Origin of the sequence: Salinicola peritrichatus, from assembly GCF_003206715.1 — a bacterium.
GTDB lineage: Bacteria > Pseudomonadota > Gammaproteobacteria > Pseudomonadales > Halomonadaceae > Salinicola > Salinicola peritrichatus.
In genome coordinates, this window is the sequence record NZ_PZJU01000021.1 from 1 (window position 1) to 13,637 (window position 13,637).

Sequence of the window (13,637 nt, forward strand, 5' to 3'; positions counted from 1 at the left end):
CCTGAATAGTTACGTCGGCGATTGGTTTCCGGCCTTCGAATCGATAGTCAAACGACGATGACGGCACCACAATGCCTGTTCGAAGCCTAGGCGCTGTTGATGTCTCCTGCACGGCCGCATCGGGGGGCATGTTTTATGTGGGGCAAGGCGGTGGGGTGTGTCGTTGGGTCATCCCCAATGCGTCAGCATCACGCCGCCGAGAATCAGCCCGCCGGCCAGCAGACGCTCACGCCGCAGTGGCTCCTTGAGCCAGACCACGCCGATGGCGATGGCGAACAGCACACTGGTTTCGCGCAGGGCGGCGACCAGCGCGATCGGGGCCTGGGTCATGGCCCAGATGGTGATACCGTAGGCGCCGAGGGAGAGTGCGCCGCCCATCAGGCCGACCCGCCAGTATAGGCCGAGTTGCGGCAACACCCGCACGCCACGCAGGGCGATCAGCACCAGCAGCATGCCGAAGCCGTCGAGCAGGAACAGCCACACGACGTAACTGGCGACGTCGCCATTGACGCGCGCGCCGCTGCCATCGGCCAGGGTATAGCCGGCGATGAAGGCCGAGGTGGTCAGGGCGTTGATCAGGGACGCCCGTTCGAGGCGATGTCGATGCCCGCCCTGGAATGCCATGCACAAGATGCCGAGCACCAGCAACCCGATGCCCAGATAGCCGAGCCAGGAGGGATGCTCGCTGAGGGCGAAGACACTGATCAAGGTCACCAGCAACGGGGCGCAACCGCGAGCGATCGGGTAGATCTGGCCCAGATCGCCGACCCGATAGGCGCGGGCGAGGAAGACGTTGTAGCCGATGTGCAGCAGCGCCGACCCTGCCAGCCAGGGCCAGGCATCGGTCCGGGGCAGCGGAACGAACGCCACGCCTGCCAGCGCGATGAGCGCGCAGGCTGCCTGAATCAGCGAGATGCCCAGCAGCCGATCGAGGCCGATCTTGACCAGCGCATTCCAGCTTGCATGCATCAAGGCACCGGCCAGCACGGCGAGAAAGACGGGAGTGGTCAATGTATTTCCTTGGCTGCGCCATCGCGAATGCGCCGTTCGGGTCGCGCAACGACTGTCATCGAATTGTCATATCATGCCGAACCAATGATGAAGCGTCGATGGCAGATGATGGGACGTGTCAGGACAGGTAGGATGTGACGCTGATTCGATCATGCTTCGGTCAATGGAGAGACGATGTTCAGCGTCCTACATGCCAATCACCTCGAAGATCTGCGTGACCTGGCGCTGGCGCTGATTCACCGTCACCGACTGCCGCCACTGGTCCCCGAGACCTTCCTGGTGCAATCCAACGGCATGGCGCAGTGGCTCAGGCTGGCACTGGCCGAGGCCGACGGGGTGGCCGCCTCGGTCGATTTTCCGCTGCCTTCGAGCTTCGTCTGGCGTGCCTATCGCGCGGTGCTGGAGCATGCCGTGGTGGAGCGGGAGCGTCAGTCGATCCCGCTACACTCCCCGTTCGACAAGCGGCCGCTGGCATGGCGCATCCTGCGCCTGCTGGAAGGCGAGATCGCCGACGACCCGCGCACCTACGCTCCCCTGGCCCACTACCTCAAAGCCGACGCCGGAGACGCAGTGCAAAGCCGTGTCGCCGGCGCTTCCGGCGCCGATGTCGGTGACATGCCGGATCGGCTGGCGGCCGAGCAGGTCGAGCGCAAGCGCTGGCAGCTGGCGGTGCGCCTGGCCGATCTGTTCGACCAGTACCTCAACTACCGTCCCGACTGGCTGGCGGCATGGGAGGCGGGAGAACAAGCCCCCGCCGACCTGCCGCCGGATCAGCGTTGGCAGCCGGCGCTGTGGCGGGCGCTGATCCGGGACGCCGATCCCGCCGAGCGGGAATTGCACCGTGCCAGCGTGCATGGACGTTTTCTCGCTGCCGCGCGAGAGCTGCGCGAGTGCCCGGAAGGCCTGCCGCCGCGGTTGTTCGTGTTCGGTATCTCGGCGCTACCGGCGCAGACGCTGGAAGCGCTGCATGCGCTCTCCGGGGTGATCGATATCTTTCTGATGATCACCAATCCCTGCCGCCACTACTGGGGCGACATCGTCTCCGATCGCGAGGCGATCAAGCGTGCCGGGCGGCTCTCCAGCGAGGCAATGGCGCGGCAGCAGGCGCGTCACCCGGAGGCGCCCTGGCTGGCGGCGCTGGATGAAGAGGCGTTGCACCTGCAGGCCAATCCGCTACTGGCTGCGTGGGGCGCCCAGGGACGCGACTTCATCGTCGGCCTGTACGAGTTCGAGAGCCAGGATGGCGGTTTCGACGTCGAAACCGACCTGTTTCGCGATCTCGTCGGGGAAGATCCGCGGCAGGCGCCGCTGCTGCACCAGTTGCAGCAGGACATCCTCGATCTCCGCCATCCTCTACATCCCCCGGGTGAACGGGCGCGGGAGGAGGGCGGCCGGCGGATCATCGCCGAGGACGATGCCTCGCTGGCGCTTTACAGCGTGCACTCGCCGCTGCGTGAGGTGGAGGTGTTGCACGATCGCCTGCTGGCGGCATTCGAGGAGGCCAGCCACCGGGGCGAGCCGCTGCGCCCGCGCGACGTGCTGGTGATGGTGCCGGAGATCGATGTCTACGCACCTTATATCGAAGCGGTGTTCGGCCAACTGCCGCCGGACGATCCGCGCCGCATCCCGTACACCATCGCCGACCAGGTCGCCAGCGAGGCCCATCCGCTGATGGCGCTGGTATTGGCGCTGCTGGAGTTGCCCGAACGCCGGTTCGGCGTCAGCGAACTGTTCGATGCGCTCGACGTGCCGGCCTTCCGTGCGCGTTTCACCATCGACGAGTCGGAGCTGCCGAGGTTGCGCCAATGGCTTGCGGAGAGCGGCGTGCGCTGGGGGCTTTCCGGCGAGCATCGGCAATCCCTCGGCTTCCCGTGCTTGCACGAGAACAGCTGGGCGTTCGGGCTCGAGCGCATGTTGCTGGGCTATTCGACCGGCCCGCTGCCGCCGGATTCAACCGGCCCGTGGCCGCCGGACGATACCGGCGACCCGGGGTCGGCGGAGGTGGGCTGGCAATTCGACGGCATCGTGCCTTATGACGAGGTCGGCGGGCTGGAGGCGGATCTCGCCGGCCGCCTGGCCGAGCTGCTGCGGGTGATGAATGAACAGTGCGAGGCGTTGAACGCCTCGGCCACGCCCGGCGACTGGCTGGCGCGGCTGCGCGGGCTGTTGGAGGCGGTCTTCCTGCCCACCGCGCTGGACGAACACGACGTGCTGGCGCGGGTGGACCAGGCGCTGGATCGCTGGCAGCAGAGCTGCGAACTGGCGGCCTTCACGCAACCCGTCGGGCTGGCCGTGGTGCGCGACGCGCTCAAGGCCGAACTGGACGAGGGCGGCCTGGCCCAACGCTTTCTGGCCGGCAAGGTCAACTTCGCCACCCTGATGCCGATGCGTGCCATTCCGTTCCGCCAGGTCTATCTGCTGGGGATGAACGACGGCGCCTACCCGCGTAGCCGTCAGCCCCAGGATTTCGACCTGATGGCGCAACGGCCGCGGCCGGGGGATCGCTCGCGCCGCGACGACGACCGCTATCTGTTGCTGGAGGCGCTGCTCTCGGCCCGCGAACGCCTGACGCTCTCCTGGGTCGGTTTCGACCAGCGGGACAATACTCCGCGGCCGCCGTCGGTGCTGATCGGCGAGCTGCTCGATACGCTCGAACAGGGTTGGCGGCCGGCCAGCGCCGCCACCGACGACCCCGAAAAGGCCCTGGCCGAGCGGTTGATCGAGACGCACCCGCTGCAGCCATTCTCACGGCGCTACTTCCTGGCCGACGATCGACGTTTCACCTTCGATGGCAGTTGGGAGGCGCTGCATCTGTCTTCGACGTCGACGACGGACGAGCCGGCGTCGCCCGAGCGACGCCTGCCGGAACCGCCGGCGGAGCCGCTCGCTCTCGGCGACCTGCAGCGGCTGCTGCGCCGGTCGTGGGAGGTCTATCTCGGCCGCCTGGGGATACGTTTTCAGGACCCCGAAGCGCCCGACGAGGATAGCGAGCCCTTCACCTTCGACGCGCTGGAGGACCACAACCTCAAGCGCGAGCTGCTCGAGGCCGGATGCCGCGACGTGCCGCTGGCCCAGGTGGCGGAGCGTCTGCGACTGGCCGGACGGCTGCCGGCGGCGGGGTTCGGCCTGGCGGCGATCGAGCCATCCTTGAAACGTCTTCAGACCCAGCTCGAAAGCTGGCGCCAGCGCATCGGCGACGGCGAAGCGCTGGCGCCGGCGCTGCTGCGTTACGAAATCGACGGGCGCGGCGAGTGTCCGGCGCTGACACTGGAAGCCCGCGTCGACGGGCTTTACTTAGAGAGCAACAGCCGCGAAAAAAATAGCCGTGAAAAGGATGGCAGTCTGAGCCTGGTCATGCTGGAGACCAGTCACTTCGGGCATTTCCGTCCCGAGGTCGAGGGTCCATGGAAGAAACTGGGCAAGCCGCATCGGCTCTATCCCGGATACCTGCGCTGGCTGCTGGCCAATGCCTGCCTGGAGATGCCGTGCCGCTGGACCGCGATCTTCGAGGATCGCTGGCTCGAATTTCCGGCGCTGGAGCGGGCCGAGGCCCGGCGCCGTCTCGACGATTGGCTGGCGGCCTGGTGGCGGGCCTGGTGCGAGCCGCTGCCGGCCAGTGGCGAACTGGTCAAGACATTGTGGAACCACTGCGACGGCGAAACCCTGGCGGCATTGGCCGCGGGCGAGCCGCTCGATCCGGCGCTGCGTGAGCGGTTGGCCTCCCAGTTCGAGACGGGTGACTACCAGGTGGAGGGATTGATCCGGCGTGAAGGCGGCCTCGGCCAGTTGTGGTCCGGCTTCGACGCCTTCGAGGCGGCCGGCGGCGTGGGCGAAAGTGTCCGCCACTACCAGCCGGTGCTGGAGGCGCTGTTGCGCGCATCCCAGAGCGCGCATGCCGGTCGAGCGCGCGCCGGCGACGCGGATTCTGGTGAAAAGAACGGGAGCCCGGAATCATGAGCGATGCGGTCGTTCCCCTCGAGCTCGAAAGCCTGCCGCTGACCGGCCGCCACCTGATCGAGGCCAGCGCCGGCACCGGCAAGACCTTCACTCTGGCCGCGCTCTACGTGCGGCTGGTGCTGGGTCCGCTGCCGGGCCGCGAAACGGTCGATTTTCCGCGTCCGCTGACGCCGCCGGAGATCCTGGTCGTGACCTTCACCGAGGCCGCCACCGCCGAGCTGCGCGGGCGTATCCGGGCGCGCCTCAAGCAGGCCCGCGACTGGCTGCTGGCGGCCGGCGAGGAGCGCCACGACAAGGTGCTGGCCAAGCTGCTGTCGCCGCTGGCGTCGGCCGGCGAGGAGGCCTGCCGCGCGGGCGCGCGGCGTCTCGACCAGGCCGCGCGGCTGATGGACGAAGCGGCGATCTTCACCATTCACAGCTTCTGCCAGCGCATGTTGACTCGTCACGCCTTCGATGCCGGCGCGCGCTTCTCCGCCGAGCTGCTGCAGGATGGCCGGGCGCTGCTGACCCGGGCGGTGGAGGATTACTGGCGGCGCGAATTCTACCCTCTCGACGAGCGCTGGCAGCGCCAGATCCGCCGTCAGTGGAGCGGCCCCGAAGCGCTTGCCACCGCACTGCGCCCGCTGTTGCGGGACGGCAAGCCGCAACCGCTGTGGGTCGCGGGAAAGCGGGTGGAAGCGCCGGCATCGCTGGATGAACTGTTCGAGACGCTGGCGCGCGAGCTGAGCGAGCGCGAGGCCTGCGAGGCGGCACTGGTGGAAGCCTGGGATCGCGATGCCATCGAGCGCCTGATGCGCGAAGCGCTGGACGCCGGCACGCTGAACAAGCGCAGCTACAAGGCGGAAGAGCTAACGGCCCGATTGGCGGCGTTCGAGACCTGGATCGCCCAGGGGGAATTCGATGCCGCCGAGGAAGTCACCGATAGCAGTGGACGTTTCTGGCTCGGCCAGGAGAAGCTCGCGGGGGCGTTGGTGAAAGCGGCCGCCAACAAGGGCTGCGAGGCGCCGTCGCATCCGTTCTTCGCCTGCCTCGATCGCCTCGCGGCGGGCGGCCGGCCATTCGATGCCATCGCCAAGCAGGTGCTCGCCCATGCCCGGGACCGGGTGGCGGCGGCCTTCGCTGGGGAGAAGCGCCGCCGTGGACTGTGGGAATTCGCCGACCTGCTCAACGATCTCGATGCGGCGCTGTCCCCGGCCAAGGACGAGGATGGCGGCGATGCCGCGCTGCGGCTGGCCGCACGCATCCGCCACGAGCTGCCGGTGGCGCTGATCGACGAGTTCCAGGATACCGATCCGGTCCAGTACCGTATCTTCTCGCGCATCTATCGGGCGCCGCAGTGCGATCCGGCGACCACCGCGCTTCTGATGATCGGCGACCCCAAGCAGGCGATCTATGCCTTCCGTGGCGCCGATATTCACACCTATCTGCATGCCCGGCGGGGAACGCCGAGCCGCTTCACCCTGATGCGCAACTTCCGCTCGACCCCGGCGATGGTGACGGCGGCCAATGCGCTGTTCAAGCGCCACCCCCGGCCCTTCGGCAGCGACGAGATTCCCTTCGTGGCGGTCGAATCCAACCCCAAGACGACCCGGCTGGTGGACCGCCGGGGCCAACCGGTGCCGGCGCTGGGCGTGTGGTGGCCGGGCACGGATCGCCACAGCCAGGGCGACTACCAGGCGCGGATGGCGGCGGCAACGCGGGCCGAGGTGCAGCGGCTGCTGGAAGGCGAGTGGCGCTTCGCGTCGGATGCCTCCGGGGAAGAGCGCGAACGTGCGGTGCAGCCGGCCGATATCGCCATCCTGGTGCGCAATGGCCCCGAGGCGCTCAAGGTGCGCCGGGCGTTGTCCGAGGGCGGCATCCGCAGTGTCTATCTCAGCGAACGCTCCAGCGTGTTCGATACGCCGCTGGCGTTCGAGCTGCTGCAACTGTTCGAGGCGGTGGCACAACCGCGCCAGGACGCCCGGCTCAAGGCCGCGCTGGCGTCGAAACTGCTCAACGACACGCCGCAGGCGCTGGAGCCGCTGCTCGCCGATGAACTGGCCTGGGAGCGCGAGGTCGAACGCTTCGGCGACTATCACCGCCAGTGGCAGCGGCGTGGCGTGCTGCCGATGCTGCGTACGGTGATGCGCGACTTCCGTATCGCCGAGCGGCTGGCGGCCCGTACCGACGGCGAGCGAGCGCTTACCGATCTGCTGCATCTGGGCGAACTGGCGCAGAACGCCCAGCAACGGCTGGATGGCGAGCAGGCGCTGCTGCGCTGGTGGCACCGGGCGCTGCAGGGGGGCGACGAAAACCTGGACAGCCAGGCCCTGAGCCAGCGTCTGGAAAGCGACGAGGATCTGGTGCGGGTGATCACCGTGCACAAGTCCAAGGGGCTCGAATATCCCATCGTGCTGCTGCCGTTCGTCTGCTCGCATCGCCCGGCCGACCTCGACCGCCGTACCCAGTTGCTGGAGCTGCGTCCGGCCGATGGCGAAGGCAGCGTGATGGTCGCCTCGCCCGACGACGATCAGAAGCGCGAGGCCGATCGCGCGCGCCTGGACGAGGACGTTCGCCTGCTTTATGTGGCGTTGACCCGGGCGGCCTACGCCTGCCGGATGGGCGTCGCCCATCTCGGGCGAGGCAGGGGCAAGGCGGGTTGTCTGCACGAGACGGCACTCGGGCGGCTGTTGGGCTGCGACAAGGATGACGACGGCGAGACGCTGCTCGGCCGGCTGCGGGAGGGCGAACGCGAGGGCTGGCTGGCGCTCGAGACACCGCCGGAGACGCCGGAGCATCGCCTGCGACTCGCCAGTGCGACGCCGGCCACCAAACCGGCCCGGAGCTTTCGGGGACGGATCGACGACGATTGGTGGATCGCTTCCTATACCGCGCTGATCGCCGATGCCCGTCGCGTCTCCTGGGGCGAGCGCGGTGCTGTCGGCGATACGACTGGCGAAGATCTGCCGGCGACGCTGGACGTCGAGGTCAGCGGCGAGCGCGACCCGGTGCCGCGACCGCGGATTCGCACGCTGCTCGATTTTCCCCGCGGGCCGCGTCCCGGCACCTTCCTGCATGGCCTGCTCGAACGGCTCGATTTCGACTGCCTGGGCGATCCCGGCTATGCCGTCACGCTGCGTCGCGATATCGAGCGGGGCCTGGCGCTGGGCGGTTTCGAGGCGGACTGGGCGCCGCTGTTGCAGGATTGGCTCGGCGAGCGCCTGCGTCAGCCGCTATTGATCCGCGACGGCCAGCCGGTGCGGCTCGATCGGCTCGATGCCTGGCGGACCGAATTGGAGTTCTGGCTGCCGGCACGGGATGCCTGGAGCGAACCGCTCGATCGGCTCGTCGGCCGCTTCGAAGCGCTGCCGGGACAGCGCCCACGACTGGCGCCGCGCAAGCTGGACGGCATGCTCAAGGGCTATATTGATCTGGTGTTCGAAGCCCACGGCCGCTGGTACGTGCTCGACTGGAAATCGAATCATCTCGGCGACGACCCGGCCGACTACGAGGGCGAGGCGCTGGCGGCGGCGATGGTCGATCACCGCTACGACCTGCAGTACGTGCTCTACGTGCTGGCGTTGCATCGTCTGCTCAAGTCGCGCCTCGACGACTACGACTACGACCGTCATGTCGGTGGCGCCTGCTATGTCTTCCTGCGCGGCCTGCCGGAGCCTGATTCCATGGCACCGCCTTCTATGGCACCGCCTTCTATGGCGCCCGAAGCCGCGCCAAGCACGCCAAGCACGCCAAGCACGCCAAGCACGCCAAGCACGCCAAGCACGCCAAGCACGCCAAGCGCGCCTAGCACGTCAAGCACGTCAAGCACGCCAGCGCGCGGCGTGTTCCACCGGCGCCCGGCGCGGGCACTGATCGAGGCGCTGGATGCCTGGCTCGGCGGCGACAGCGAACCGGCCAAGGCGTTGCTGCGCGAGCAGCGGGCGGGTCGGGAATGGGGGAGTCGGGAGTGGGAGAGCAGCCCATGAGTCGTCGCAAGCCGTCCGCAAAGCTGTCGCAGCCGGATCAATTCTCGCTGGCGCTCGACGATGCGCGCCCCCCTGCGCTGAGCCGCGAGACGCTGTTGACGACCCTGGCGCTGTGGGTCGAGCTGGGCTGGCTGCGCCAGCTCGATCGCCACTTCGCGGCATTCCTGGCCAGTCGCGATCCCGAGGCCGATCCGCTGGTATGGCTGGCGGCGGCACTGGCCAGCCATCAGGTCGGGCGCGGCCATGTCTGCCTTTCCCTCGAGCGCGCGCTCGCGGCACCACATACTGCACTCTCGCTGCCGCCACTGGATGGCGGCGCCGAACCCGACACGCCGGTGACGCTGCCGCAAACGCTGCTCGACGGCGTGACGCTTGAGCACTGGGTCGAAGTGCTCGCGGCCTCGCGCCTGGTGGCCCGGGCCGAGCATGCCCGGGGCGGCGCCACGCCGCTGGTACTGGAGGGCGGACGGCTCTACCTGCGCCGCTACTGGCAGGCGGAAAACGCCGTCGCCATGCGTTTGCGCCAGCGTCTCGGGCGGCCCTTGGCGGTAGATGAGGCCATGGCCGAGCCGCTGCAGGCGCTGTTCGCCGGCAACCAGCGCGAGGGCGACGAGCCCGACTGGCAGCGGGTTGCCTGCGCGCTGGCGCTGCGCCAGCGGCTGACGATCATCTCCGGCGGCCCCGGTACCGGCAAGACCACCACCGTGACCCGGCTGCTGGCGCTGTTGCAGCAGCAGGCGCTCTCCAGCGATGGCGAGCCGCTGCGTATCCGCCTGGCGGCGCCTACCGGCAAGGCGGCGGCGAGGCTGTCCGAGTCGATCGCCGGCGCGGTCAGCCGGTTGGCGGTCGAGGAAAACGTGCGCGCGGCGATTCCGCAGGAAGCCCAGACCCTGCACCGACTGCTGGGTGCGCGGCCCGACACGCGCCATTTCCGCCACCATGCCGAGTCGCCATTGAGCCTCGACCTGCTGGTGGTGGACGAAGCCTCGATGGTCGATCTGGAGATGATGGCGGCGCTGCTGGAAGCGTTGCCGGCGCAGGCGCGGCTGATCCTGCTCGGCGACAAGGACCAGTTGGCCTCGGTGGAGGCCGGTTCGGTACTCGGCGATCTGTGCACCGGCGCGGAGGTCGACGGCGGCGCTGGCGGACAGCCCGGTTATTCGTCGGCGACCCGCGACTATCTCGCGGCCATGACCGGCGACCGCTTGCCGCCGGCGGCGACCGACAATCCGTTGGCCGACCATGTGGCGATGCTGCGCAAGAGCTTTCGTTTCCGCGCCGACAGCGGCATCGGCGAACTGGCGCGGAGTGCCAATGCCGGTGACGGCAGGGTGTTCGGCCGGGCGCTCGCGGCCGGTTTCCGGGACGTGGCGACGCTGGATATCGACGGGCCGGCCTTCGAGCGGGCCATCGTCGCCGGCTATCGCGAGCTGTTCGCGTCGCTGCGGGGCGGGGCGCCGGTCGCGGAAATCCTGGCGTTGCAGGGGCGCTTCCAGGTGCTGTGCGCGCTGCGTCGTGGCCCGTGGGGCGTCGAAGGGCTGAACGAGCGCATCGCCCGCGCGCTGTGGCGGGAAGGCTGGATCGCGCGTACCGACGGCTGGTTCGCCGGGCGCCCGGTGATGGTGACGCACAACGACCCGCAACTGGGACTCTACAACGGCGACCTGGGATTGACCCTGGCCGATGACGCCGGCCGCCTGCGGGTCTGCTTCATCCAGGGCGAGGGCATCCGACAGGTGCTGCCCTCGCGGCTCGATGCCGCCGCCACTGCCTTCGCCATGACCGTGCACAAGTCCCAGGGTTCGGAATTCGAGCACGTGCTGTTCGCGCTGCCGGCACGGTCCAATCCGATCGTCACGCGGGAGCTGATCTACACTGGCATCACCCGGGCGCGATCGCGCCTGACGCTCGCCCTGGCCCGGAATCAGGCCCGGGGCGACGGCGAAGGAGGCATGCTGAAAGAGGCGGTCGAGCGCCGCGTGGTGCGGGAAAGCGCGATCGCCGGGCGGCTGGGGGCATAGGCTGTGAGCGACGAGCGACGAGCGACGAGCGACGAGCTACGAGCTACGAGCTACGAGCTGCGGACGAAAGGGCATGATAAGGAGAGGGGCGTGAGGGAAGCGAATCCGGTGCTTCATTGGCAGGATCTGACCAGCCATGAACTCGCCGCCTTGGCCGGCGACGATAGCGTGGCGGTGCTGCCGCTGGCGGCGATCGAGCAGCATGGCGCCCATCTGCCGCTCTCCACCGATCTGGACATCGGCCTTGGCCTGCTGGCGGCGGCGACGGAGCGCCTCGATGGCGCGCGAACGGTGCTGATCCTGCCACCGCTGGCGATCGGTTCGAGCCTGGAGCATCGCGACTTCGCCGGCACCCTGAGCCTGATGCCGGAAGCCGCCATCGGCGTGATCGAAGCGTTGGGGGAAGCGGTCGCGCGCGCCGGTATCCGCCGCCTGGTGCTGTTCAACAGCCACGGCGGCAACAAGGCGGTGATCGACCTGGCCGCGCTCAAGTTGCGTGCCGCCCACGCCATGCTGGTGGTCAAGGCCAACTACTTCCGCTTCGCGCCGCCCGCCGACACACTGCCCGCCGCGGAACTGCGCCACGGTCTGCACGGCGGCGCGCTGGAAACCTCGATGATGCTGTATCTCGCACCGGAGAAAGTGCGCCGCGAGCATCTCGTCGATGCCGTCTCGGAAGGCCTGAACCAGGAGCTGGCAGGCTCGACATTGGGTCCCGAGGGCGACGCCGGCTATGCGTGGATGGCGCAGGATCTGCATCCTTCCGGGGGCACCGGCAACGCCACCCTGGCCGACGCCGACACCGGCCGTCGCCTGGTCGAGCACTTCGCCACGCGCCTGGCCCAGGTGATCGACGAGGCGGGACGGTTTGATTTGGAGACGCTCAGGCGTATCTGAACATGGAAGCCGGGCGTATATACCCAAGCATCGTTTCTGAAACTGCTGAAAGTCGGCATGGTCGAATTCTCCTCCCTATGACGCCTTCCAGAACGGCGCTGAACGACAATCGCCAAACCGGGTCTTGCGACAGGGGTGAGGCGAGCCCGGCATCTGAGTGATGCCCGGTTTGCCGAACGGGTTGGCCATGGATGGCCGGGGTTGGCCATGGATGGCCAACCCCGGCCCTGCAAGCGAGACAGGAAGTTTTAGTGTAGCAGGTCGCAAGAGGCGCGTTGGGCATGGATGCCCTTTCGCGCCGACCCGAGCGAAGGCGATTGGCGATCAGGTTTCGCCGTCTGGGGCGTCGAAGAAGGGGAGCGTGAGGGGCTTGCCCCTCACAATCAAAGCACAAGGCGGGTTGGGGCTTAGACAGTGGTAAGCCGGCCACGCTTGAATTCGTCTCTACGGCGATTAGAGGTCGTCGCCAACCGGCCGGCACTTACCAGACACTGGCCAAGCAAGACTATCAACGCGCCAGCGGGCGCTTGAACGGGGCGATGCGCCCGCCATCCTCTTCGCTGTCGAGGACCTCTTCCAGCCAGTGGCCGGCGCGCTTGGCCTTGGCGTCGAGATAGCGCCGGTTCTGCTGGGTCAACTTGCCGTAGACGCCGCGGCGGTTGATCACTTCGATGCTGCCCTGACTCATGGCGGCGAGCTTTTCCGGATTGTTGGTCAGCAGTTCGATGCGGCTGATCTCGAGCTGTTCGAGCATCTCCAGCGCGACCCCGTAGGTGCGTTCGTCGTTGCCGAAGCCGAGTACCTGGTCGGCATCCAGCGTATCCAGTCCGCCGTCCTGCAGGGTATAGGCGCGCAGCTTGTTGGCCAGGCCGATGCCGCGCCCTTCCTGAGCGAGATAGAGCAGCACGCCGCCACCGCGTTCATCGATGGTGCGCACGCTCGCGCGCAGCTGTTCGCCGCAGTCGCAGCGCAGACTGCCGAACAGATCGCCGGTGAGGCAGGCGGAGTGCAGGCGTACCGGCACGGCGTCGTTCCACTCGCTCGGCTCGCCGATCACGATGGCGATGTGTTCGCGCATGCCGTCCGCCTCGCGGAACATCACGAATCTGGCCCGTTCGGCGTGGGAGAGCGGGATTTCCGCTTCGCTGATGCGCTTGAGGAAATGGCCGCGCAGTTCGGCATAGGCCGCGATCTGTTCGGCGGCGAGGGCGAGGATCGTGCCGTCCGCCACCAGCGTCTCCACCCGGGCGCGCTGTGCGGCGGCGACATCGGCGACCACGGCGGCGGGAATCAGCAGACCGATGCGCATCAGATCGAGTCCTGAAACGGTGGCCTGGTCGGCCTCGGCCGAGCGGGTCGTCGGCGGCAGTTTGCAATACTCGGCGCTGGCCCGGGCGATCACGTCTGCGGCGGTATCGGCGGCGTCGATCGGCATCCGTGCCGCCGGGGCGCCGATCTCGATGCCCAGGCGCGCCAGGCGATGGCGGGTCAGCGCCAGGGCTGGCCGGGAACCGCTCAGCGTGCGTAGCGCCGCCAACGCCTCGTCGTCACAGCCCTCCAATGGGTGAACGAGGAGGTCGCCAGCGGCGGCCCGTACCAGCACGGGAAGGCCGCGTCTCAAATCGAAGATTGCGCGCTCTACCTGTCGCATTTGCGTCTCCTTGTCTGTCGTCCATGAGCGAAGGGTGTTCTCTCGGAGCCGTGGTGGCGTTGTCATGAGGCTTGCCGTGCGTGACCGCGGGTGCAGGATCTTTGTTACGCTCTGGGTTTCGTTTGGCAAGGGAGT

Annotated in this window: 6 protein-coding genes; 4 read left to right on the forward strand and 2 right to left on the reverse strand. The window is 68.2% G+C overall.

Translation table 11 applies throughout. The annotated features are described in order from the left end of the window. Nucleotides 1–168: 168 nt before the first annotated feature. The gene (locus tag DOM57_RS08995) at nucleotides 169–1,011 is read right to left on the reverse strand and encodes an EamA family transporter (protein WP_110648879.1); all 843 of its coding nucleotides are present in this window, start codon (nucleotides 1,009–1,011) and stop codon (nucleotides 169–171) included. Between the two features lie 174 nt (nucleotides 1,012–1,185). Here DOM57_RS08995 and recC point away from each other — a divergent pair, with 174 nt between their 5' ends. From recC to DOM57_RS09015, 4 genes are all read left to right on the forward strand, one after another. Continuing rightward, a complete protein-coding gene (recC, locus tag DOM57_RS09000) occupies nucleotides 1,186–4,968 on the forward strand; it encodes an exodeoxyribonuclease V subunit gamma (RefSeq protein WP_110648880.1) in 3,783 nt (1,260 codons plus the stop codon). After that, nucleotides 4,965–8,933 carry an exodeoxyribonuclease V subunit beta gene (gene recB, locus DOM57_RS09005; protein ID WP_110648881.1) on the forward strand — a complete coding sequence of 1,323 codons (3,969 nt, stop codon included), beginning with the start codon at nucleotides 4,965–4,967 and terminating at the stop codon, nucleotides 8,931–8,933. Before recC ends, recB begins: the two co-directional genes overlap by 4 nt. Then, nucleotides 8,930–10,954: an exodeoxyribonuclease V subunit alpha gene (gene recD / locus DOM57_RS09010; RefSeq protein ID WP_110648882.1), complete on the forward strand. Its 2,025-nt coding sequence runs from the start codon at nucleotides 8,930–8,932 to the stop codon at nucleotides 10,952–10,954. Before recB ends, recD begins: the two co-directional genes overlap by 4 nt. Before the next feature lie 90 nt (nucleotides 10,955–11,044). Beyond that, nucleotides 11,045–11,851: a creatininase family protein gene (locus tag DOM57_RS09015; RefSeq protein ID WP_110648883.1), complete on the forward strand. Its 807-nt coding sequence runs from the start codon at nucleotides 11,045–11,047 to the stop codon at nucleotides 11,849–11,851. A 508-nt stretch (nucleotides 11,852–12,359) separates the two neighbouring features. On the opposite strand, the gene ribA is transcribed toward DOM57_RS09015, so the two are convergent. Next, the gene (gene ribA, locus DOM57_RS09020) at nucleotides 12,360–13,502 is read right to left on the reverse strand and encodes a GTP cyclohydrolase II RibA (RefSeq protein WP_110648884.1); all 1,143 of its coding nucleotides are present in this window, start codon (nucleotides 13,500–13,502) and stop codon (nucleotides 12,360–12,362) included. Nucleotides 13,503–13,637: the final 135 nt, after the last annotated feature.